We start from the raw sequence: 19,128 nt of genomic DNA on the forward strand, positions 1-19,128 counted from the left end.
TTGCTGTGAACCACTGGACTCAACTCACCCTGACACGCAGGGGAGGGCCGTCGACCTGGTGGCAGAAGAGTCGCCCCCCGACGACAGACCTCGCGGTCTCTGTGTCTTCTGCCGCCAGGGCGGCGGCCGTTCGACCGATGTCGAGTTGCTGAGCCCCCCGGCGGAGCACTCTGACATGGTCCACGCCCAGCGGCTCAGCCCCCGGCTGACCACCTGGCGTGATACGTCAACAGTACCGTGCAGTAGACAAAAGATCGATGTTCATGTTGTCCCCAGTTCCGACGGCAGTCCGGAAGAGATCCAGCGGTTGCGGGATGTCCGGTGTGGGCCATGACGGAGTGGTGGGTCCGGGTCGTGGTGCGGTGCGCTTTGGCAGGACCCCTAGAGGCGTGGGGAGTCGGGGTTACAGGTTGAGGTATCCGGCCACGACGGTGAGGATGCCCCACAGGGCTCCGCCGGCCAGCAGGGTCAACCCCAGCAGCCCCAGCATGCCGGCGCCGATGTTGGCTCCGCCCGCACAGCAGGAGAGCCGGTTCCAGGTCACCGCGCTGATCGTGGTCACCATCCCGATCAGGGTGAGGATCGGTGGCAGGCGCAGCAGTTCCCAGGTGTCCTGAGCGGGGCCTCGCACGGGATACCGGGGCCGCTCAAGGGACCGGGAGGATGGTGCCGCCGAGTTCATCTTGCAGCTGCTGCAGGGCTGCCTCGTCGCGGGCGATGATCATCCAGTTCGGTCCGTGCAAGACCGGCAACATGTCAGGGTCGGGATTCTCGCGGAGCTCCAGGAACTCTTGCAGATCTTCTTCGGTGCTGGTCACGGCCATCCCTGGGATGTCGTAGTCGCACTCGAGGTAGGCGGTTCCGTCCTCCTCAGGGACGACACGCTGGTTCGTGCCCGGGCACTCGAGGCCTGCGGCGATGATGTCCTCACGCAGCGCCAGAGCGTCGTCGTAGGTCTTGGCCGAACCAGCGGCCACCATGGAACTCACGTCGTCGGCGGTGGGCCCGCAACCGGTCAGCACCACGGTGGTGAGGGCCAGCAGGGCGGCAGTGGTGCGGCGCATCAAGTGCTCCTGTCATCGGGGACTCGAGCCGGGGCAAGGCCGGTAGTGCGTGGGTGCTGCGTCAGTGGATGCTATGGAAGTGCGTGCCGTGAGCCTAGGTCTTTGAGGCGGCGGTGGGTGGGCTGGTCGGCACACCGCCGCGTGTCGAGCCATGCCCAGTGTCATGGCCACCTCCGTCGGGGAAGTGGTGTCCACCCCACGCGTGACGGTGTACGAGCTCCCGTTGTGGCGAGGGGGACTGCCCCGGGTTTACCTGACTCCTTGACCTGCCGCGTTGCACAAAAGGTTCCTGGCGGACATTCGCTCGGGTAGCGGTGCCGCCGCTGCCGTGTCCGCGACCGAGGCGGGCTGGACGAGCCTCCCGTGGCCTATTAACGACAGAGAATGTCTATGGTTCTTGACCTTCAGTGTAAACTATCCTTAACATTGTTTTATGGTGTCCCGAGCGGCTGAAAGGGCGAATCCGGTGCGAGAGCTCCGGAAGAAGCAGCGCATGACTCAGGCCGAGCTCGCTGCGTCAGTGAGCGTCAGCCGGCAGACGATCATCGCTGTCGAGCAGGGCGACTACGCCCCGTCGGTCTACCTCGCCCTACGGATTGCCCGCGCCTTGGGCGGGACTGTCGAGGAACTGTTCACCGACGAGACGGGAGATCACTGATGACGCGCAGACCGAGCATGCTGGATCGGGTCGCGGGACGCCTGATGGACCTCGACAGCCCGGCCTACGGTGATGAGCGTGAACGGGCTGTCTTCATGGAGGCCAGTTCCTTCGGATTGACGACCGGGCTCTACACAGGGCTGTTGAGCGCTCTTGCCGCCGCCGTCTTCGGATTCATGTTGCTGCCGGTAATCCTTCTGGTGGTGACGATCCTGCCGGCGGCGGCAGCTCTTTGGTATGCGAGGCGGCGCAACGTCGATGTGCAGAAGCTTGCCGAGAACGCCGGTGCGAGGTCGACGATGGTGAGCATCGTGGTTTTCGGCGCCATGATGGTGCTGACCTTCGCGGCCATGACGTACACCGTTTTCACTGGTCATCCGCTGCTGCCCGCTCCTCGACTTGAGGTGACTCCGGGCGAGGGGTTCCTCGGTGGGATGGCCCAGGGCGCTGTCATCGGTGGCATGATCGGTGGTTTTGCGGCGATCGTCGGAGGAATTCTTAGCTTCCGGCGCGCACACCGTCACCCAGACGAGTCCGACCAGTGACACCCGTGGCCGGTCCTCGTCCCGGGAACGCCGCCGCAGGCAGATAGTCCCAAGCCGTCTGACGGAAGACCTCGCCGATTCGATGAGAGCCGATCCTGATTATCAGCCAGGCCTGCGGTGAAGGCTGGTCGGCGGGCTGATGGCGCTGCGGTAGGGGTCCCCATCTCGGGGCAGTGTGAGGATCCCGGGAGGGTTAGCGGCGGCCGCGGCCTCGGCCGCCGGAGCGCCGGCGGCTGGGCGAGGAGGGCTGGTGATTGCGCGCGGTGTGGCTGGAGCGGCCAGCCGGCTCCGGGTCGAGCAGGTGCTCGGCGCCGGCTAGCAGCGTGGCCGCGGCCAGCAGCACTCCGCCGTCGTTGCCCAGCAAGAAATCCGAATCCAGCACGAGCGTAGAGCGCTGGGCCGCCAGGTCGTTGGTGATTCCGACGGTGAACCCGGCGGCGGCCGCGGTCGCCGGGACGGTCTCGACGCGCTCCACCGCGGTGACCTCCACCTCGGGCAGCTCCTGGCCGGTAAGCCGGTACTCCTCCAGCACCTGCCGGCCCAGGGTCAGCAGCGCGGAGATCAGGGTGTTCGAGCTGACCCGTGCGTCCTGCGATACGGCGACCGCCAGGCGCGCGCGGGTACCGGTGGTGGTCATGCGGATCTGGGCGGCGACGGCGAAGGAGTCGACGACCGGAAGGTTCTCGATGGCAGGGGAGGGCGCGGCAGCGTTCAAGGGGGCTCCAAGGGAGAGTGATGGGGACGAGGCCAGACTCTCACACGCCCCGACGCGGCACCCAGGCAAGGGCGCGGCAGGGCGGGCACATGACGTGGATCAGCTGCCCGGAAGGTGCAGGCAGTCCCTATTCCCGCGCACGTTGCATTAGGGATTCCCACCAAGGGTCAGGGCGTGGTCGCGTCGCGCAGGTGGTGTGTGGCGTAGGTCTTCATTGCTGTCGCCAGCCAGCCGGGGAGGGCGGGGTCAATGTCAGCGATCCAGGCCCGTTGCTCCTCGTCGTTGAGGTAGAGATCGGCCAGGGCACGGTAGGCCGCAGCATGGGGTTCCCAGTACCGGGCGATGGCCCCGTGGTGCTTTTCGACGAGTTCTTGGGCTTCCTGGTCATCGGGTGGCACCTGGTGTTGCATGAGTTCGGCCATACGGTGGAGCAGGGCCCGGTTCTCGGCGGCTGCTTGTTCGTAGTCGGTCATTTCCCAGCCGTCGGTGGCGGTGTCGACGGCGGTGAAGGCGTCCTCGACGACTGGACCGTGGGCAGCTTCGAGCCGGTGCTTCAGGCGGGAACGGTCGTGGTGGAGGCCGCGGAAGAAGTCCGCCGGGTCCATGGTGTGGGCGCCGGTGAGGTCGGTGATCGTGGCATCGATGGTTTCGATCACGGTGCCCAGACGGTGTTGTTCGGCGAGGATCTGTGCGCGCTGGGCGCGCAGGGCGGTGATCTCGTTGACCTGCCCGTCGATCACTTGCCCGATCTGCCCCAGCGGCACACCCACTTCGCGCAGCAACAGAATGCGCTGCAGACGCAGCAGTTGCTCCCGGCCGTACCAACGGTAGCCATTGGCCCCGATCTCAGCCGGTGCCAGGAGCCCGATGGCGTCGTAGTGGCGCAGGGTCCGGGCGCTGATCCCGGCCATGGTGGCGAGCTGGCTGATGGAGTAGCGCACGCTCCACCGTATCGCCTTGACCTTCTCGTAGCGTCAACTTCTACCGTGAAAGCCATGGCACTGACGATCAATAACGCGAGGATTTTCGACGGCACCACTATGAGCGCCCATGACACGGTGCGCGTGGTGGACGGGCGCATCGAAGCTGTGGGAGGGCCCGAACTGGTGGCCGCCGGGGACATCGTGGTGGAGGCAGGTGGGGCCACCCTGCTGCCCGGGCTCATCGATGCGCACCTGCACCTGCTGCCCGGGACCGCCCACCAGGCGGTGACGTTCGGGGTGACCACCGGGATCGACCAGTTCAGCAAACCTGAGGTGATCACCCCGGTCCTGGCCCGCAACCACCGACCGGAGGTGGCGCAGATCAGGACCTCGAGCATCGGGGCGACCGCCCCAGGTGGGCATCCCACGATGGCCTACGCACCCTTTCCCTACGTCACCGGACCCAAGGACGCCGCGGCCTTCGTCGCCGACCGCAGGGGAGAGGGTGCGACCCATCTGAAGGTCTTCTACGACGACGGCTCGACCGCCCCGATGCGCATGCCCTCCTTGGATCTGCCCACGGTGGCCGCCCTGGTCCGGGCCGCCCACACGGGCGGGATGCTGGTGGTCGCCCACGTCACCAGTGCCGCGGCTGCCGTCGACGTCGTGGCCCAGGGCGTCGACGTCCTCGCCCACGTGCCGTTCGAGCCGTTGAGCGAGGCCCAGCTGGAGGTCTTGGCCGCATCCCGGGTACCGGTGATCGCCACACTGGGCATCGCCGACGGCTTCCCGGGCCCGGACGGCACCATGCCGCTACTGGGTCAGTCGCGCCTGGCTTCGCGCCTGGGACCGGGATGGACCGGGATGCTCCAGCGCCAGGGGAAGCGGTGGATGCCCCCAGGGGCGCCCGACTTCGCCGCCGCCAGGCGCAACGTGGGGGCACTGCACGCCCGGGGGGTGCCGATCCTGGCCGGCACCGATGCCCCCAACCCGGGTCTGGTCCACGGGGCGAGCCTGCACCGGGAACTCCAGCATCTCGTGGCCGCCGGGCTGAGCCCGCTGGACGCACTGGCCGCGGCGACCTCCGGCCCGGCGGCCGCCTTCGGCCTTCAGGACCGCGGGGTGATCCGCCCGGGGGCACGGGCCGATCTCGTCCTCGTGGCCGGGCGCCCGGATGAAGGCATCACCGCCACCCAGGACATCACCGCCGTATGGAAACAGGGTGTGGCAGTGGATCTGGACGGGTATCGGGGCAGCCTTGAGGAGGAGACCGACCTGGTGGCACTGCAGGCCACCAACGAGAAGATCATCGCCGCCATCCACCAGGTGTGGCCGCAGTTCACCTCCTGACCGCGGCACTCGACCAGCCCCAGCGGACCGATCGAGAAACCGCCGATGAACCCCGTTGCAGTTGGGGTTCCTTTTGGGGCAGCTGTTATTCCGTGGGGCAGGTTCTAGGGGATCTGGGCTGCGGGGGTGTCGCGGGTTTCTGCGGCGGGGTCGCTGTGCTGCCACTGGTTGAGCCGCTCGGCGTCGCACTCGTCGCGGGAGGCGCTGGTCTCGTCGAGGCGCTGAATGGTTAGGCATCCCTCGTCCTCGCCCTGGGGGCCGAGGATGTGCCAGATGCGGGCTTCGCCGTCGACGACGATGGCCGCTTTGATGGCGGTGTGGTCCGGGAAGAAGCTGTTGGCGGTCTTGTTGGTGTAGTCACCGGCGAGGATCAGGGTCCGGTCGTCGCAGCTCAGCTTCAAGTTGTCGGGTGCTGTGGTGAGGTCCTCGGTCTGTCCTGGGTCCTTGCCGGCTTCTGAGATGGTGCACCCGGGATCGGGGGTGATCGCGGTGGGCGTGACCTGGGAGGAGGTGGTCGGTCTGTCCTGGAGGAGCAGGTTGTCCTCGCACCCGGTGAGGGTGAGGGAGGTGAGAGCGGCAACGGCGACGCTGAAGACACGGACGGATCGCTGCACAGCGGGGCTCCTTGGCGAATCGAGGATGGTTTCTCAGTCCCCGGCCGGGGCGGTGCCGGGGATGGTCTATGGCCGCAAGCTGCCGGTGCGGTCGCCGTGCTTATGGGCGTAGTCCTTGATGCCGGCGGTGACGCCTTTGCGCACCACCCAATAGAGCAGCCACAAGGTGATGGTGACCATGAGCAACCAGATGAACAGGCCGAGGAATGCCCCGAAGCCGGCGACGTCCATCACGAAAGTCCTCCTGGAGTAGGTCTGTCCACGCTATCGAGGAATGGCTATGAGCTTTGCACCCTGCCCGTACCGTGCGTGTCGGAATGCCGGCGCTTATCCGTGCGCGCGGGCTGCGGTCATCGCGGTGGCGTCGGGCCCGGGTGTGGCAAGGACAGGTCACCGCTGAGGAGAACGGTGGTGAACAGGACTGAACGGATCCTCCGACGGGCACGGGCGGATCACCCGGTTGCCCGGAATTTACGGAAGGTCTTCGGTGCCTGGACTGTCCTGCGCGGATCCGGCGGAGTCTTCGGGAAGGGTGGGGCAGGAGGCGTTGGCTGCCTCTGTCCTAGCGCAGGAGGGTTGTACCCATGATCAAAACCAAACAGGACCCGCCGCAGGATCCGAGTTGGTGGTGGAGGATGGGACATTTCCTGGATCGGGTGTTCGATGTCGTCAACGTCGTTCCCGTGCTGGGGTGGCTGATCAGAATCATTGGCAGGTGAGGCCACGCAGACGGCACAGGAGTATGCCGCTGCAGCGGTCCTGCCACCCCCAGATCGAAGGCTACGAACGTGAACCGGCGGAGGCCGCGTGCAGCGTTGCTGGGTGGCGGCCTCGAGCGGGGTCCTTGCGTCGTGGCGCGGGTGCGCGGCATACGGTGGGGTTGTCGAGCGGAGAGGCGTGATCTGGTGAGGCGAGCCCTGCACGTGCATCGGCTGAGCACCTATCTGGTGTTCCAGGCGCTGACCCCGGTGCTGGCCCTGGGCTACGCGGCTGTCCTGTCACCGGGCAGCGGGTGGTCGGCCTGGTTGCTGTGCTGGGCGGTGCTGATGGGGGTGGGGTTGGTGTGGACCCAGCTGGTGTGGGGCCCGTGCTGGGCGGCCGGGGCCGACTACGGCCTGAGCGCCGGGGTCCGCATCACCTTGATGGCCGTTGCCGGTGTGGGGCTGATGTTGCCCTTCCTGGTGCTCCACGTGGTCCTCGACCCGGTGTGGTTCCTCTACGCCCTGGTCCTCACCCCCTACGGGTTGGTGGGCGGGTTGCTCGGTGGGGCCGTCCTGGCCGTCCGGGACCGTGGTGCTGTCGCTGGTCCTCGTGCCCACGGCGCCGCCGAGGCGAACTTCCGCTAGGGAGACGTGCGCCCGCGGGTGCTCCTGATCCGTCAACGCTGCAGATGGGGTTCCCTTCAGGGCTCCAGCATCGGCCGTTGTGCTCACGCTAGGCCCAAAGGCGAGAGGCGCTGGAGGTCTGACAACAGCGCCTCGTCAATGCTCGCGGAGAGCCCTGCATGCTCTCTTGACGCCATTCGTGGTGTAAAGGAAACTAGACGTGTAAAGCGAGCTGTACATGCTGAGGGAGAGCCGACATGATGACCACGCAAGCGCGCACGAAGTGGGGACGAACCAAGTTCGGAACCGGCCGCACACCGGCGATGGCCATCGCCGTTCCCGCCGGGGTGCTCCTCGCTGTGGCCGGGGGCTTGCTGTCCGTCCTGGTGGGTGTCACCGCAGCGAACCCCGCACTGGGATTCTGGGTGTTCACCGCCTGTCTCACGATGCCGGCAGTGGCCCTGGTGTACGTCCTCGTCGTGGACCGTGACACGCTCCAGGGAGCAACCGAACGGCCCGACGAATCCATCGAGTCAGGGTGGTACGACAAGGCGGCCTCGGGATCCTTCATGGACCTGGTCGCGGGGCTCGGCATCACGTTGATCGTCCTGACGTTCGTCCCCGGTGACGTCTCCGTCGATCTGGGCCTTGTCCTGGCGGCGGTGGTCGTGGCGTGCTTCGTCTCCTTCGGGGTCCGGTACCTGGTGCTGCGGCGGAAGGGCTGAGGTGCGGAACCTGGTCAACGACTCGCGTCAACGCCTGGGGTGGTCGCAACAGCGGCTCGCGGACGAGCTGGGCGTCTCGCGCCAGACCGTCATCTCCATCGAACGAGGGCGGTTCGATCCGTCGCTGCCGCTGGCCTTCCGGCTCGCGGGGGTCTTCAACAGCACCATCGAGGAACTCTTCTTCCCCGATGACCAGCCATAACCCACACTTCTGGCACCCGAGCAACGGAGAGAATCGCCCGCTGAGGGGGTGGTGTTCGGTCGTGGCGGTGGCGGGCGGTGGCGGTGGCGGATATCCGGCCGACGGGGGATCTGCAAGCGATGGCACCGGGGAAGAATGAGGTGGCCGTGTTGCCGTTGAAAGGCTCTTGTCCGTGAGTTCCGTCCCTGTCCTGTCTGTGCGTGAGCTGGTGTGTGGATATGCCGGGGTGCCGGTGACCGCCGGGGTCAGCTTCGAGGTGGGGCCGGGGGAGGCGGTGGTGCTGCGCGGGGCCAACGGGGCTGGCAAGTCCACGGTGCTGCGCACGGCGGTGGGCCAGCAGGCTCCGGTGAGTGGGGAGCGGTGGCTGAAGGGCGGGCCGGTGGTGGAGAACCCGCTGGTCTACCGCCGGGCGGTGAGTTGCCTGTTCGACGAGGACGCGTTTCTGCCCGGGGTGTCGGTGGGTCATCACCTGGAACTGGTGCTGCGCGGTCACGGGGTGGCCGATGCGCCGGAGGTGGCCGCCGAGGCGGTGGCCGAGTTCGGGCTGGGCGACCGGGCGGACGCCTCGCCGTTCGCTCTGTCCTCGGGGCAACGAAGGCGGGCGCTGCTGGCCGCGGCACTGATCCGCCCGTTCGAGCTGCTGGTGCTCGATGAGCCCGAACAGCGCCTGGACACTTTGATGCGTGCCCGTTTGGCCGATCGACTGGTCGCTGCCCGGCAGGCGGGGGCGGGGTTGTTGATCGCCACGCACGACGCGTCGCTGGCGGAGGCGGTGGGCACCACGGTGCTGACCATCGAGCCCGACGGTGCCCTGGCACCGGTCGTGCCTGCTCCGCAACGAGAGGGCCAGTCGTGACGGCCGGTGCCGGCGTGAAGCCTGCCGGGCCCGCCGAGATCGAGGTGTTCCTGCGAGCAGCCCGCGCCCGGACTCGCGGGCGGGCTCGAGGCGCGGATCGGTTCGTCGATGCGTACACCGGGCTCTTCGTCACGGTGGTGCTGGTGGCCTGGGCAGTCGCCGGGGTCCTGGGTCTCGGGGCCTCGTTGGCGGATCTGGTGGCCGCCGGTTCCCCCGGCGGGATGCTGCACCGCCCGGCGGCCACCTGGGTGGGGGCCGGGGCGCCGGTGCTCGGAGTCGCGGTGCTGCTGGTGGTGGCCTGGGTCGGTGCCGTGGATCTGTTGCGCGGGCTGGGGCCGGTGGGGGTGTCCCCGGAGCGGGTGGTGTGGGTGTGGCCGCTGCCCGGGGCCGGGGCGCAGGAACCGCTCCGCAGTGTGCGCCGGATGCTGTTGGTGGCGGCTGCGGCCGGGACCTTGGGCGGTGGCACCGGGCTGCTGCTGCTGGGCGGTGCCGGGCCGGCGGCCAGGTGGGGCGCGCAGTGGTGGGAGGCAATGGCGCAGCTGGTGTGCTGGGCCGGTCTGGGGGTCAGCGCGGTCGGGGTCGCTGTCGGGGCCCAGACCGCCGGCGGGGCGCGAACGCCGCCGCGTCCCCGCCCCTGGGCGGGCTGGTTCCTGGTGCTGGGGGCTGTCGTCGTGCTGGCCGGGACCCGGGACCGAACCACCGGCCGGTGGGATGTCGTGCCGCCACTGTGGGCCGTGGGGGTTGCGGGATCACTGGCGGTGGCGGCCGGGCTGTTCTGGGTCTGGGCGCTGCGGTGGGCCCGGGGTCTGGACGGGGTGCAGCTGCGGGCGGCCGGAGCGCGGACCCGGCACCTGAGCAACGCCGTGTCCCTGCTGTCGACCCACGACCTGACCGCCGCGCTGGCCCCCGCCACGGTGACCGGGGTGCGGGGACTGCCCGGAAGAACACCGGGCTGGGTGTCCGGGCCGCGCACGGTGGTGCTGTTCGCCTCGCTCACCGCCCTGCGGACCAGCCGGTGGCGGGCCGGACTGGCCGTGGACCTCGGGCTGACCGTGGTGCTGCTGGCCGCCTTCTCCCACACCGTGGTGCTCGCCGGCTGGGCCGCGCTGCTGGTGGTGGGATACCGGGGGCTGGGCCGCGGCACGGCCTATCTGGGTGATCTGCGCGCCGGGGCCGCCGCCGAACGGAACCTGCCGATCGCCCCCACCGCAGCCGCCCTGATGCACCTGGTGGTCCCGTGCGCGCTCAACGCCGCGGTCCTGGGCGCCGTAGCCGTGCTGGCCGGGCTCGCGGCCGGCACCAGCTGGGTGGTGATGATGCTTCTCGGTGCCGTGACCGGGGCCGGAATCGGAGCGGCCGGCCTCTACCGAGCCTTGGCCCCGGAACCGGACCACACCCAGCCTCCGATCGACACCCCCTTGGGGCCGGTGCCCGTAGCCCAGCTGATCGGCTACGGCCGGGGGCTCATCCTGGTGCCCGCCCTGCTCGCGGTACCCGCCGCCGCCCTGCTTCATCCGGCCGCCTGGCCGGTGGCCCTGGCGGCAGCCCTCGCTGTGACGGCCACCGCCGTGGCCCTGGCGATCAGCACCGACCGGAAACACTGAGCCCCGGAGCGGGCACCTGAGGGCCACGGTCGAACCCGACCACGCCCACGGTGCTCCCGTGGTGCATTAGGGGTTGGTGTTCGGGCGGCGTCCGAGGCTATGACGTTACTGGGGGGCGGTTGATCGCATCGCCGTCCCAGGTGAGGTCGGCGTCGGTGCGCAGGGGCAGCACCTCCAGACCTGGGGTTCGCACGAGCTCGCGCACCAGTGCTGTGGTGCCGGCTACGAGGGTGGAGTCGAAGTCGATCTCGGTGGCCAGCACCCAGGCGTGGTCGTCCGGCCACAGGATGCTGGGGGAGTGCGCCCACACGGGCTCATCGACCCAGGGCGCATGGGCCGGCCACGTGGGGTCGGCGAAGTCGTGGGCCCCGGCCTCGAACAGGACGTAGTGCCGCCCGGTGTCCCCGTGCAGCCCGAACTGCGGCCCGGTGGCGATTTCCGGTGTGAACACTCCGGTGCCGGGTGCGGGGTCGTGGTGGGCACCCCGTGGGCGAGCCGTCAGCGCGGTCTGGGCCCCGGTGAGCCCCTGCCGCAGGGCCGCGGCCAGCCGTTGGCGCAGCGACCGTGCGGTGACGGTCCCCGTGTCCTCGTCGATGTCTGCGGCTGGCCACTCGTCGCTGGGCACGAGCACGAGACGGGCGGCTCCGGCCGAACTCATCAGTCCGCCCCAGCCTTCCCAGATCGCGGCGATCCCAGCGTCCGGGGTGCTGGTGTGGCGGGCCAGCACCGCTGCGGCCGCCGCCAGCGAGGCGGTGTCGAGGCGGCCCTCGGTCGTGTCGCCGTAGCGCCAGCCGTCGGCGGCGATGACGCCGTCGACCTGGCCGTAGTCGGCCCGGACGAGGCGTGCGTATTGGGCCTGGGCGTGCATGGTCGTGCCGAAGGATGCCGCGGCCTGGGCCCAGGTGGCCCGCTGGGTCTCGAGTGCGGCCTCGATGTCACGGACGCCGGCGAAGTAGGTGGCCTCATCGAGGCCCTGCCAGGTCCTTGTCGCCCGTGGCCGGTCGCGCTCGACCGGGTGGAACAGGCGCGCGTAGGCCTGGAAGCCTCGCGGTACCACCGATAGGACGCTGGCCTGCGGCTCGGCTTCCATCGGGCGCAGCCACTCACCGCGCTGGAGGTCGGGCACCCACTTGAACTTCTCCGACATGACCCTCATTCTCCGCCTGGTGCCCGGCTCTCTGTCTCGGCGCCCCGGGAGGCCCGCGATCCCGGGGTGTCACGTAGGGGTTCCTCTCGTGAAGCATCTGCCCGCTGAATCGGGCAGGAAGCCGTGCCGGAGGCCGATGCTAGGCTTCACGGACTCAACGGAAGTGATGTCATGCACACCAAAGTCCGAGTCGCTGCGATCGTCGTTCTCCTCCTCACGCTGGGCCTGTTCGCCGTCACCGAATGGTTGCCCGCCCTGCTCTTTCTGCCTGCGGCAGCAGGTGTGCTGCTGGTGAACGAGTCCGGGATGCTCACCCCCGGACGACCCCGCAGCAACAGGGACCGCCCACGCCCCTGACCGATACCGGCTCGGGGCGCAGCATTACCGCGCTGATGAGGTTTCTCCGCGGGCTCCGTTGGAGGGATGGCGAGACTCCGGGGTCTACTTCCTGCCCTTCTCCCGCCCTCTCAGACGAGACCCGTGAGTGCTCCTTACCGACAGGTCGGCCATCCCGTGGGGCGACCCTATCTGAGGCCTCCGTGGGCGCGGAAGCAGATCACTTGAAGGCCATGGCGGTCTTACCCGGAGTTGAATCTTTGACCCACGGTGCTGCGGTTGGGGCTCTCCGGTGCGCTCAGTTCTGCGCGGTGGCCAGGAACAGCTGGAGCTCGGCCTCGGTGGCGAGATGCAGGCGCTCGAGCAGATGGTCTATCTCGATCTGGAGGTCGTCCGTGCCGACCGTGGCGCCTCCGCCGGTGCCGGGCTGCCATCGGGCGCCCGGGCGCTGGGCGACCAGGGCGTTGCCCATGAAGACGGTGGCCGCGGCCGCCAGGGCCGTGTCGTGCTGCACCTGTTGGAAGTGGGCGCGCAAGAAGGACACCAGGGCCGGGAGGTCACCGGCCAGGTGCTGCGGCTGCACCTGGTGGGTGGAACAGTAGATGAGGAACGCGGCGTAGCCGCTCACGTGTCGGACGGTGGGTGCGTCCTCGACAGGGCGGTACCGGCTGGTGCGGTACGCCAAGGGCGCCGGCGGGTGCTGAGTCGGACCGGCGAAAATGTCCTCTGCAGGCTTCATGGACACCGAGCGTAGCCCCGCCCTGAGGCAGTGACCCTACGACCTCAGGAGGCACCACCCGGGGGTGGTGCCGGAACTCGTCGTCACCGCTCAGTCCTGATCAGATGTGTCAGATCAAACCGGTGGTCGAGCATCCGTAGGGCGATGCCGACAGCGATCAAGGCGGTACCCAAAGGTGCCAGGCAGACACCGACCAGCCTGCTGACGAAGTCGATGATCACCCCCGCGATGACGGTCTGCGGTGGAAGGGCTTCGTAGAGAAGCCCCACCAGCTGTGCGGCCATCATGCTGAACAGGATCCCGGCCAGACAGGTGACGGCACCGTAGGCGATCAGGCGGTTGGCGACGGTGGCCATCGGGGATACCTCGATCCGTTCGTGGTCTGGGTCGGTGTCTGTGCTCGAGCTGTACGGCGAGGGCGGGTGGCGGAGGTGGGTCTTATTGCTCCACCGTGTACCGGGCGCCCAGGGCGTCGGCGAGCTGTTCCATGTCGATCCTGCGCTCGGGGACCGCCCCGACCATCACTTCGGCGCCGTCGACGACGAACCAGTTGCGGCCCTCCACGAAGTACACCGAACCAGCCGCTCCGGCGGTGTCAGCGAGCAGTTCGTAGACCTCCTCGCGGGCTTCCTCGTTATCGAACCAGAGCACTTCGACGGTGCTGGTGCACATCACCGATTCGCCGGTGTCCTTGCCGGAGCCGGGGAACTTCACGGCCGGTTCCGGTGCGTCCGCCGAGCAGTCCACGATCTCGTCGACGGCTTGGTAGGTGGCCTCCAGGGAGTCGAAGGCCGGCAGATCGCCGGTACCGTCACCGCAGCCGGCCACGGCCCCGGCCAGTCCGAGGGCTCCCATCAGGGACCTGCAGCTTCTCGTGCGGTGGTTCATCATCGACGCCCATCCCGTTCGCTTTCGCCACACCGTAGCCGATCGGGGGCACGACGTCCCGGACTCAGTACCGGGTCGTCGGAGTTGCTGCGCAGGGGGGCGTCGACCCCTTCCGCGGTCAGCCTGCGCGTGCATGCTTGGGCTCCGGTGGACCGGTCGGGGCCGTGTCGATGCTCCGTGCCGCCAGGGCCCTCGGCACCTACAGTGGAAGGGACCGTAGCCTTCGGGTCCCCGATCGAGAGCGAGGATCGTCATGCGCCGGTCACTGGTGACCATGCTCCTCACGACCTCCGTGCTGAGCCTCGCCGGGTGCGCCGATGCCGAGCCCGGCGTCTACGACGGTGAGCAGAGCGAGGCCGACCTGCTGCCGGCCCAGGTGCCCGCCGGGCAGTACGACTTCGACCCGGACAGCTCCCGGTTGCTGGCCACCCACGACGGGTACCAGTTCTTCGCCGTGTCCTCCCCGAGCCAGGGCGACTGCCTACTCAGCTTCAACCCCAACGCCCCGGACTCCTGGGTCGCCGGGTGCGGCTCCGGTGGCCGGGTGGCCACCAGCGGCCTGATCGGCATCCAGGCCGACTACGACCCCAACGGGCTGCCCGAGGAGGACGCACCGCAGGGATGGACCCGGCTCACCCCGCAGCTGCAGGTCTCCGAGGGCTAATCGGTGCACACCAAACCTGCCGACTCCGACGAAATCATCACCCACCCCGGCAGCGCGCTGATCGGCATCATCTTCGGTGTCCTCGCAGGCCCGGCCCGAAGACACGGAAGGATCCTGAGATGACCGTAAGGTTCCCAATGACCGCCAGCCTGAGCGGGGCGGGCACGAACCCTCTGATCCCCACCAGCTGGGAAGTCCTCGCGCTGCTGGCCGGCGCAGCGGTGATCGTGCTGTTCGTCGTCGCGCTGCTCTCCTTGTCCCGCGATGAGCACTACACCGGGACCCAGCGCCTGCTGTGGCTGCTCGTGCTACTGGCCGCCCCGGTGCTGGGCCCGATTCTGTGGCTGACCCTCGGTCGGCGCCACGCGCTCGAGGCCGGCAACGGCCCTGTCCGATAAAGGGCATAAGAGGTCCAATCCGCGGAGACCAGAAAGGGCGGAACGGCTGGAACCATCCCGCCTCCGTCTTTCCCTCGCCCGTCCAAGGCCGGCGCTTTACATATGGCGAGGCTACCGGCCCGACTCGTGAGTCCGCGGTGCAGTAAGCGCGGCCCTCCGTATCAGTGGCCACCCTGACGTCGTCAGGGCGTAACATCTGCCGGTGTCAGAGACCCGACAGGAGAAGTGTGGAGGTGGGCCGCCGTTGGACGTGCTCATGGCGGCCCTGCCCATTGTGCTGACCTTGGTGCTGCTGCTCGTGCCGGCGCCGCCGTGGGTGGCTCCCGGCGCCGGGCTGGTCTCAGCCGTGCTGATCGGCCTGGCCTGGTTCGACACCCCTGTGGGGGAGGTGGCCTCGGCCTTCGGCGAGAGCTTCTGGACCCTGGTCGAGGTGCTGGCGATCATTGCCGGCGGGATCCTGCTCGCACGGGTCATGGACCGGACCGGTGCTCAGGAGAGCCTGGCCCGGTGGCTCTCGTCCGGGGGCGGCCCCACGGTGGTCTCGGCGCTGCTCATGGTGCACGGGGTGGTGCCGTTCCTGGAGACCGTCACCGGGTTCGGCGTCTCCGTGATCATCGGGCTGCCGCTGCTGCTGTCCCTGGGGTTCACGCCGTTGCGGGCGGCCTCCCTCTCGCTGATCGGGCTCATGGTGGGCCCGTGGGGCTCGATGGGCCCCGGCACTCTGCTGGGCTCCCAGATCGCCGGCGTCTCCTTGCACGACCTCGGGGTGGCTTCCGGGGTCCTGAACGTCATCGCCTTCTGGGGCTCCGGTGCCGTGGCCGCGGTCATCGCCGGCCGGGGGCTGCCCGCGTCCGACGGCCGGCGCCACCCCCGACCTGCTGACTACGGCGCCTGGATCGGCATGGGGCTGGCGTCGGGAGTGGTGCTGTCCGTCCTGGTCCTTGCCGCGAATCTGGTGTTCGGCACGGCCGTGGCCGGTGCGGTGGCGACCCTGCTGATGTCCGCGGGCTGGGCCGGGGTGATCAGTCGAGGACGTCTGGGGCCCGCCCCGGTCCGGGCTCTGGTGCCGTACCTGGTGCTGCTGGGCGGCACCATCATCGGGCAGCTTCTCGAGGACCGGCTGCCGCTCGGTGGGTTCGGCGCGGTGCTGGGCTCGCCGGCCCTGTGGTCCAGCACCGGTGCCCTGGTCGGGATCGTGGTGCTCTCCCTGGCCAGGGGCCACCGGCGCCGGCTTCCCCGGGAGAGCGCCCGGATGTGGCTCCAGGTGGCGGTGCCGACCGGCCTGTACCTGGTGCTGGGTACCGCGATCTCCGGGGGCGGTTTGGCCGAGGCCCTGGCCACGGCGCTGACCGGGCTGGGGCAGGCCTATCTGTTCCTGGTCCCGCTGCTCGGTGGCCTGGGCGGTTACATCACGGCCTCGGGCACGGGCGCCAATGCCATGTTCGGGGGCACCCAGGACGCGGCCGCGCATGCCCTGGGCATGGACCCCCTGTGGATGATGGCCTCCCAGAACGTGGCGGCCGGACTGGCCTGCCTGGCCAGTCCGGCGCGCATCGAGCTCGCCTACCGGATCGCCGGCCCGCTGCACCGGAAGGACACCCCCGGGCCTGCCTTCACCCGGGCGGCCCTGGTCGCGCGGACCCTGCCGTTCGTGCTGGTGTGCTTGGTGCTGTGGGGCATTGTGAACATGCTCTGGATGCCGACAGCAGGCTGACCCCTGGGCCCTGCCTTTCCTCCGGCGCCGAACGGGCCTCGCGGACGTGATCAGACCAGCGGCTCGGACAGGAGCTCAGGAGTGATGGTTCCCGCCGCTCAGGGCCATGGACGAGGTGAAGCGATGGTCAGCGCTGAGCTGGAAGCGACCGGCGGCCGAGGTGGAACATGTCTGTTGGACATCTCCGGCCCTCGAAATCTCCCGTTCTGCCGACGCCGTGGTTCCGCTCTTGAGGCTGTCGTGAGCCCCCAGGCCCCCTGCTGCAGATGCTGTCCCGCACCAGCCGGGGACGCATTGCCTCGGACCGTCGGGGGAGTGAGCCGCACGGCTCGCTCCCCCTTCATAGTCCCCTCATGTGCCGTCGATAGGCTGAGTCTCATGTCAGGAGAGTGGCGGGAAAGGGTGCGGACGGAGTTGAGGTCTGTCCGCAGCCGGGTACTCGCCACGACCCTGGTGTTCCTCGCCGTCGCGCTGCTGACGGTGGGTGGGCTGACCCACTATCTGCGCCTGGTCGACGTCGATGAATCCGTCCGCCAGGACATCGTCCAAGAAGCGGGGGAGTTGCAGCGGCTGGCGCAGCGCGGTCCCCTGGGGCCGGACGCGTCCCCGTCCGAGGATCTGGACGCATTGGCTGAGGAGCCGTTCACGGATCTGCCCCAGCTGTTCTATGTCTTCATGACCACCACGGTCCCCGGGGAGTACGAGAGCATCCTCGCGCTCGTCGACGGCGAGCCGGCGTTCGAGCACGCGGCCCGTTCCCGGTTCCAGCTCGATGACCCGACTACGATCGCCGCGGTGGTGGAGCGGGCCCGGCCCGGGCAGACCGTGGTCTTCGACCACGAGCAGGGCGGGCGCATGCTCCGCCTGGGCGTGATCTCTGTGGTCCTGGACGAGGATCCCCGCCAGGGCTACCTCGTCGTCGGCTTCGACATGAGCGCTCAGCGGCAGATCGTGCTGGACTCGCTCTGGCGCTACCTCGGCATCGCCGCCCTCACGATGGTCGTGGCCGGCCTGGTGGCATACGTCCTGGTGGGGCGGGTCACGGCCCCTATCACGCGACTGCGGCGGGCCACTGAGCAGATCAGCCCGGAGGACCTGGGACGGCGTGTGCCCGTGACGCAGCAGGACTCGGACGTGGGTCAGCTGGCCGCGAACTTCAACGGCATGCTCGGCCGGATCGAGGCCGCCTTCGTCGAGCAGCGTCAGTTCCTCGACGACGCAGCCCACGAACTGCGCACGCCCCTGACGATCCTGCACGGCAACCTCGAGCTGATAGATGAGCACGACGCTGCGGACGTCGCGGAGACCCGGGCGATGCTCTTGGACGAGATCGAGCGGATGAACCGCCTCGTGGAGGACCTGTTGCTGCTCGCGAAGGCGCAGCGGGCGGACTTCATCCGGCCCGATCCGGTCAACATCGGAGCCCTGCTCGACGACGCCATGGACCGGGTGCGCTCCCTCGGGGACCGGAAGTGGTCGCTCGAGTCCCGCGCTGAGGGCTGGATCCTCGCCGACGGGCAACGGCTCACCCAGGCCGTGGTTCAGCTTGCGGCCAACGCGGTGAAGTTCTCCGCCCCGGGGGACGTCGTGGCGCTGGGCGCCGCCTGGTCCACCGGGGCCCCGGCGAACGGAGCGGGCGAGAGCGACGGGTCCGTCCGCCACGTGGAACTGTGGGTCCGGGACACCGGTCAGGGCGTGGCAGAGAAGGATCAGCGCCGGATCTTCGAACGTTTCGGCCGTGCCGAGACCGGGCGCACTGTGGAGGGGGCCGGTCTTGGCCTGGCGATCGTCACCGCCATCGCCGAGGGCCACGGTGGGAGCGTCCGATTGCGTTCGAGCCTTGGGCAGGGATCCATGTTCACGCTACGGTTGCCCGTCCAACAGGTCGCCGAGGCACTCATCGACTCGTCCGTCGGTCCCAGAAAGTAGAGGACGCCCATGGCCAGCATCCTTATCGCCGAGGACGAGGAGCGGATCGCCCGCTTCATCCAAAAGGGTCTGCGCGCCGCGGGCTACACGACCACGGTGGTGGAGGACGGTGCGAGCGCCCTCGACTACGCGAGCACCGGGGAGTTCGACCTGCTGATCCTCGACGTCGGGCTGCCCGGCATGGACGGTTTCAAGGTGCTGTCCGTGCTGCGCTCCATGGGCTTCTCGATTCCTGTGATCATGTGCACCGCCCGCGATTCGGTCGAGGACACCGTTGCGGGTCTGGAGCAGGGCGCCGACGACTACCTCGCCAAGCCCTTCCGCTTCCAGGAGCTGCTGGCCCGTGTCCGGGTTCGGCTGCGCGACCGCGCCGTCGGGGACCTGGCCGCCGACGAGCTGCGCTACGGGGCGCTCTCCCTCGACGTCGGGACCCGTTGCGCGGTGCTGGAGGGTCAGCAGATCGAACTGTCCGCCCGTGAGTTCGCCATGGCCAGGGCCTTCCTCGAGAACCCGGGTCAGGTGCTCACCCGGGAACAGCTGCTGAACAAGGTGTGGGGATACGACTTCGAGGGCTCCTCCAACGTGGTCGACGTCTACGTCCGGTACCTGCGCAACAAGCTCGGACCCGAGCAGATCATCACCGTGCGCGGTGCCGGGTACCGCCTCGCCCGCCTCTAGCAGCCGGGCCCGCCTTTCCTGTGCGGCCGATCCGCATGCGCTGAAAGATGAGAA

25 protein-coding genes are annotated in these 19,128 nt (G+C 69.0%); 15 read left to right on the forward strand and 10 right to left on the reverse strand.

Annotation, left to right across the window (positions count from 1 at the left end):
• Nucleotides 1–403: 403 nt before the first annotated feature.
• Complete coding sequence (locus tag AVL61_RS00005; RefSeq protein WP_058872332.1) at nucleotides 404–631, reverse strand: hypothetical protein; 228 nt, start codon at nucleotides 629–631, stop codon at nucleotides 404–406.
• 16 nt (nucleotides 632–647) lie between these two features.
• The gene (locus tag AVL61_RS00010) at nucleotides 648–1,064 is read right to left on the reverse strand and encodes a hypothetical protein (RefSeq protein WP_058872333.1); all 417 of its coding nucleotides are present in this window, start codon (nucleotides 1,062–1,064) and stop codon (nucleotides 648–650) included.
• 433 nt (nucleotides 1,065–1,497) lie between these two features.
• Between AVL61_RS00010 and AVL61_RS00015 the strand changes: the two genes are divergently transcribed.
• Together AVL61_RS00015 and AVL61_RS00020 are read left to right on the forward strand one after the other, a co-directional pair.
• Nucleotides 1,498–1,722: a helix-turn-helix transcriptional regulator gene (locus AVL61_RS00015; protein ID WP_058872334.1), complete on the forward strand. Its 225-nt coding sequence runs from the start codon at nucleotides 1,498–1,500 to the stop codon at nucleotides 1,720–1,722.
• A gap of 44 nt (nucleotides 1,723–1,766) precedes the next feature.
• Nucleotides 1,767–2,267 carry a hypothetical protein gene (locus AVL61_RS00020; protein WP_231738213.1) on the forward strand — a complete coding sequence of 167 codons (501 nt, stop codon included), beginning with the start codon at nucleotides 1,767–1,769 and terminating at the stop codon, nucleotides 2,265–2,267.
• Between the two features lie 193 nt (nucleotides 2,268–2,460).
• On the opposite strand, the gene AVL61_RS00025 is transcribed toward AVL61_RS00020, so the two are convergent.
• Both AVL61_RS00025 and AVL61_RS00030 read right to left on the reverse strand, forming a co-directional pair.
• Nucleotides 2,461–2,982, reverse strand: coding sequence for a hypothetical protein (locus tag AVL61_RS00025; RefSeq protein WP_058872336.1), 522 nt, complete (start codon nucleotides 2,980–2,982; stop codon nucleotides 2,461–2,463).
• A 167-nt stretch (nucleotides 2,983–3,149) separates the two neighbouring features.
• A complete protein-coding gene (locus tag AVL61_RS00030; protein WP_058872337.1) occupies nucleotides 3,150–3,923 on the reverse strand; it encodes a MerR family transcriptional regulator in 774 nt (257 codons plus the stop codon).
• Between the two features lie 54 nt (nucleotides 3,924–3,977).
• Between AVL61_RS00030 and AVL61_RS00035 the strand changes: the two genes are divergently transcribed.
• Nucleotides 3,978–5,255: an amidohydrolase family protein gene (locus AVL61_RS00035; protein WP_035929380.1), complete on the forward strand. Its 1,278-nt coding sequence runs from the start codon at nucleotides 3,978–3,980 to the stop codon at nucleotides 5,253–5,255.
• A 104-nt stretch (nucleotides 5,256–5,359) separates the two neighbouring features.
• On the opposite strand, the gene AVL61_RS00040 is transcribed toward AVL61_RS00035, so the two are convergent.
• Nucleotides 5,360–5,869 (reverse strand): hypothetical protein, encoded by a 510-nt coding sequence (locus AVL61_RS00040; RefSeq protein ID WP_058872338.1) that lies wholly within the window; start codon nucleotides 5,867–5,869, stop codon nucleotides 5,360–5,362.
• A gap of 66 nt (nucleotides 5,870–5,935) precedes the next feature.
• Nucleotides 5,936–6,103 carry a hypothetical protein gene (locus AVL61_RS18095; RefSeq protein ID WP_197412599.1) on the reverse strand — a complete coding sequence of 56 codons (168 nt, stop codon included), beginning with the start codon at nucleotides 6,101–6,103 and terminating at the stop codon, nucleotides 5,936–5,938.
• Nucleotides 6,104–6,453: 350 nt separating this feature from the next.
• Here AVL61_RS18095 and AVL61_RS18555 point away from each other — a divergent pair, with 350 nt between their 5' ends.
• The 6 genes from AVL61_RS18555 (at nucleotide 6,454) to AVL61_RS00065 (ending at nucleotide 10,581) form a co-directional block, all read left to right on the forward strand.
• Nucleotides 6,454–6,588 (forward strand): hypothetical protein, encoded by a 135-nt coding sequence (locus tag AVL61_RS18555; RefSeq protein WP_269433302.1) that lies wholly within the window; start codon nucleotides 6,454–6,456, stop codon nucleotides 6,586–6,588.
• A 186-nt stretch (nucleotides 6,589–6,774) separates the two neighbouring features.
• The gene (locus tag AVL61_RS00045) at nucleotides 6,775–7,215 is read left to right on the forward strand and encodes a hypothetical protein (protein ID WP_058872339.1); all 441 of its coding nucleotides are present in this window, start codon (nucleotides 6,775–6,777) and stop codon (nucleotides 7,213–7,215) included.
• A gap of 236 nt (nucleotides 7,216–7,451) precedes the next feature.
• The gene (locus tag AVL61_RS00050; protein WP_058872340.1) at nucleotides 7,452–7,919 is read left to right on the forward strand and encodes a hypothetical protein; all 468 of its coding nucleotides are present in this window, start codon (nucleotides 7,452–7,454) and stop codon (nucleotides 7,917–7,919) included.
• Nucleotide 7,920: 1 nt separating this feature from the next.
• The gene (locus tag AVL61_RS00055; RefSeq protein WP_058872341.1) at nucleotides 7,921–8,121 is read left to right on the forward strand and encodes a helix-turn-helix transcriptional regulator; all 201 of its coding nucleotides are present in this window, start codon (nucleotides 7,921–7,923) and stop codon (nucleotides 8,119–8,121) included.
• A 172-nt stretch (nucleotides 8,122–8,293) separates the two neighbouring features.
• Nucleotides 8,294–8,977: an ABC transporter ATP-binding protein gene (locus tag AVL61_RS00060; RefSeq protein WP_197412600.1), complete on the forward strand. Its 684-nt coding sequence runs from the start codon at nucleotides 8,294–8,296 to the stop codon at nucleotides 8,975–8,977.
• Complete coding sequence (locus AVL61_RS00065; protein ID WP_058872343.1) at nucleotides 8,974–10,581, forward strand: hypothetical protein; 1,608 nt, start codon at nucleotides 8,974–8,976, stop codon at nucleotides 10,579–10,581. Before AVL61_RS00060 ends, AVL61_RS00065 begins: the two co-directional genes overlap by 4 nt.
• A gap of 97 nt (nucleotides 10,582–10,678) precedes the next feature.
• Here AVL61_RS00065 and AVL61_RS00070 read toward each other — a convergent pair whose 3' ends face one another.
• A complete protein-coding gene (locus tag AVL61_RS00070; protein ID WP_058872344.1) occupies nucleotides 10,679–11,728 on the reverse strand; it encodes a hypothetical protein in 1,050 nt (349 codons plus the stop codon).
• Nucleotides 11,729–11,899: 171 nt separating this feature from the next.
• On the opposite strand from AVL61_RS00070, the gene AVL61_RS00075 reads away from it, so the two are divergent.
• Nucleotides 11,900–12,085, forward strand: coding sequence for a hypothetical protein (locus AVL61_RS00075; protein WP_058872345.1), 186 nt, complete (start codon nucleotides 11,900–11,902; stop codon nucleotides 12,083–12,085).
• A 277-nt stretch (nucleotides 12,086–12,362) separates the two neighbouring features.
• On the opposite strand, the gene AVL61_RS00080 is transcribed toward AVL61_RS00075, so the two are convergent.
• The 3 genes from AVL61_RS00080 to AVL61_RS00090 all read right to left on the reverse strand — a co-directional run bounded on the left by AVL61_RS00080 (nucleotide 12,363) and on the right by AVL61_RS00090 (nucleotide 13,658).
• Nucleotides 12,363–12,692, reverse strand: coding sequence for a hypothetical protein (locus AVL61_RS00080; protein ID WP_058872346.1), 330 nt, complete (start codon nucleotides 12,690–12,692; stop codon nucleotides 12,363–12,365).
• Nucleotides 12,693–12,886: 194 nt separating this feature from the next.
• On the reverse strand, nucleotides 12,887–13,159 hold the full coding sequence (locus AVL61_RS00085) for a hypothetical protein (RefSeq protein WP_058872347.1): 273 nt from the start codon (nucleotides 13,157–13,159) through the stop codon (nucleotides 12,887–12,889).
• A gap of 82 nt (nucleotides 13,160–13,241) precedes the next feature.
• On the reverse strand, nucleotides 13,242–13,658 hold the full coding sequence (locus AVL61_RS00090) for a hypothetical protein (protein ID WP_058872348.1): 417 nt from the start codon (nucleotides 13,656–13,658) through the stop codon (nucleotides 13,242–13,244).
• A 286-nt stretch (nucleotides 13,659–13,944) separates the two neighbouring features.
• Between AVL61_RS00090 and AVL61_RS00095 the strand changes: the two genes are divergently transcribed.
• The 5 genes from AVL61_RS00095 to AVL61_RS00115 all read left to right on the forward strand — a co-directional run bounded on the left by AVL61_RS00095 (nucleotide 13,945) and on the right by AVL61_RS00115 (nucleotide 19,074).
• Nucleotides 13,945–14,355 (forward strand): hypothetical protein, encoded by a 411-nt coding sequence (locus tag AVL61_RS00095; protein WP_058872349.1) that lies wholly within the window; start codon nucleotides 13,945–13,947, stop codon nucleotides 14,353–14,355.
• Nucleotides 14,356–14,492: 137 nt separating this feature from the next.
• The gene (locus AVL61_RS00100; RefSeq protein ID WP_082696857.1) at nucleotides 14,493–14,753 is read left to right on the forward strand and encodes a PLDc N-terminal domain-containing protein; all 261 of its coding nucleotides are present in this window, start codon (nucleotides 14,493–14,495) and stop codon (nucleotides 14,751–14,753) included.
• 256 nt (nucleotides 14,754–15,009) lie between these two features.
• Nucleotides 15,010–16,467 (forward strand): L-lactate permease, encoded by a 1,458-nt coding sequence (locus tag AVL61_RS00105; RefSeq protein WP_231738214.1) that lies wholly within the window; start codon nucleotides 15,010–15,012, stop codon nucleotides 16,465–16,467.
• A 414-nt stretch (nucleotides 16,468–16,881) separates the two neighbouring features.
• On the forward strand, nucleotides 16,882–18,396 hold the full coding sequence (locus AVL61_RS00110; protein WP_197412601.1) for a sensor histidine kinase: 1,515 nt from the start codon (nucleotides 16,882–16,884) through the stop codon (nucleotides 18,394–18,396).
• 9 nt (nucleotides 18,397–18,405) lie between these two features.
• Nucleotides 18,406–19,074, forward strand: coding sequence for a response regulator transcription factor (locus tag AVL61_RS00115; RefSeq protein ID WP_058872353.1), 669 nt, complete (start codon nucleotides 18,406–18,408; stop codon nucleotides 19,072–19,074).
• Nucleotides 19,075–19,128 lie beyond the last annotated feature (54 nt).

Origin of the sequence: Kocuria rosea subsp. polaris, assembly GCF_001483755.1 — a bacterium.
In the GTDB taxonomy this organism is placed as follows: Bacteria; Actinomycetota; Actinomycetes; order Actinomycetales; family Micrococcaceae; genus Kocuria; species Kocuria cellulosilytica.

Bases quoted from the DNA above. Each gene is read 5' to 3' on its own strand.
- AVL61_RS00010 (WP_058872333.1), bottom strand. From the start codon at position 1,064: ATGCGCCGCACCACTGCCGCCCTGCTGGCCCTCACCACCGTGGTGCTG.
- AVL61_RS00015 (WP_058872334.1), top strand. From the start codon at position 1,498: ATGGTGTCCCGAGCGGCTGAAAGGGCGAATCCGGTGCGAGAGCTCCGG.
- AVL61_RS00020 (WP_231738213.1), top strand. From the start codon at position 1,767: ATGGACCTCGACAGCCCGGCCTACGGTGATGAGCGTGAACGGGCTGTC.
- AVL61_RS00035 (WP_035929380.1), top strand. From the start codon at position 3,978: ATGGCACTGACGATCAATAACGCGAGGATTTTCGACGGCACCACTATG.
- AVL61_RS18555 (WP_269433302.1), top strand. From the start codon at position 6,454: ATGATCAAAACCAAACAGGACCCGCCGCAGGATCCGAGTTGGTGGTGG.
- AVL61_RS00050 (WP_058872340.1), top strand. From the start codon at position 7,452: ATGATGACCACGCAAGCGCGCACGAAGTGGGGACGAACCAAGTTCGGA.
- AVL61_RS00070 (WP_058872344.1), bottom strand. From the start codon at position 11,728: ATGTCGGAGAAGTTCAAGTGGGTGCCCGACCTCCAGCGCGGTGAGTGG.
- AVL61_RS00075 (WP_058872345.1), top strand. From the start codon at position 11,900: ATGCACACCAAAGTCCGAGTCGCTGCGATCGTCGTTCTCCTCCTCACG.
- AVL61_RS00085 (WP_058872347.1), bottom strand. From the start codon at position 13,159: ATGGCCACCGTCGCCAACCGCCTGATCGCCTACGGTGCCGTCACCTGT.
- AVL61_RS00090 (WP_058872348.1), bottom strand. From the start codon at position 13,658: ATGGGAGCCCTCGGACTGGCCGGGGCCGTGGCCGGCTGCGGTGACGGT.
- AVL61_RS00095 (WP_058872349.1), top strand. From the start codon at position 13,945: ATGCGCCGGTCACTGGTGACCATGCTCCTCACGACCTCCGTGCTGAGC.
- AVL61_RS00100 (WP_082696857.1), top strand. From the start codon at position 14,493: ATGACCGCCAGCCTGAGCGGGGCGGGCACGAACCCTCTGATCCCCACC.
- AVL61_RS00105 (WP_231738214.1), top strand. From the start codon at position 15,010: ATGGCGGCCCTGCCCATTGTGCTGACCTTGGTGCTGCTGCTCGTGCCG.
- AVL61_RS00115 (WP_058872353.1), top strand. From the start codon at position 18,406: ATGGCCAGCATCCTTATCGCCGAGGACGAGGAGCGGATCGCCCGCTTC.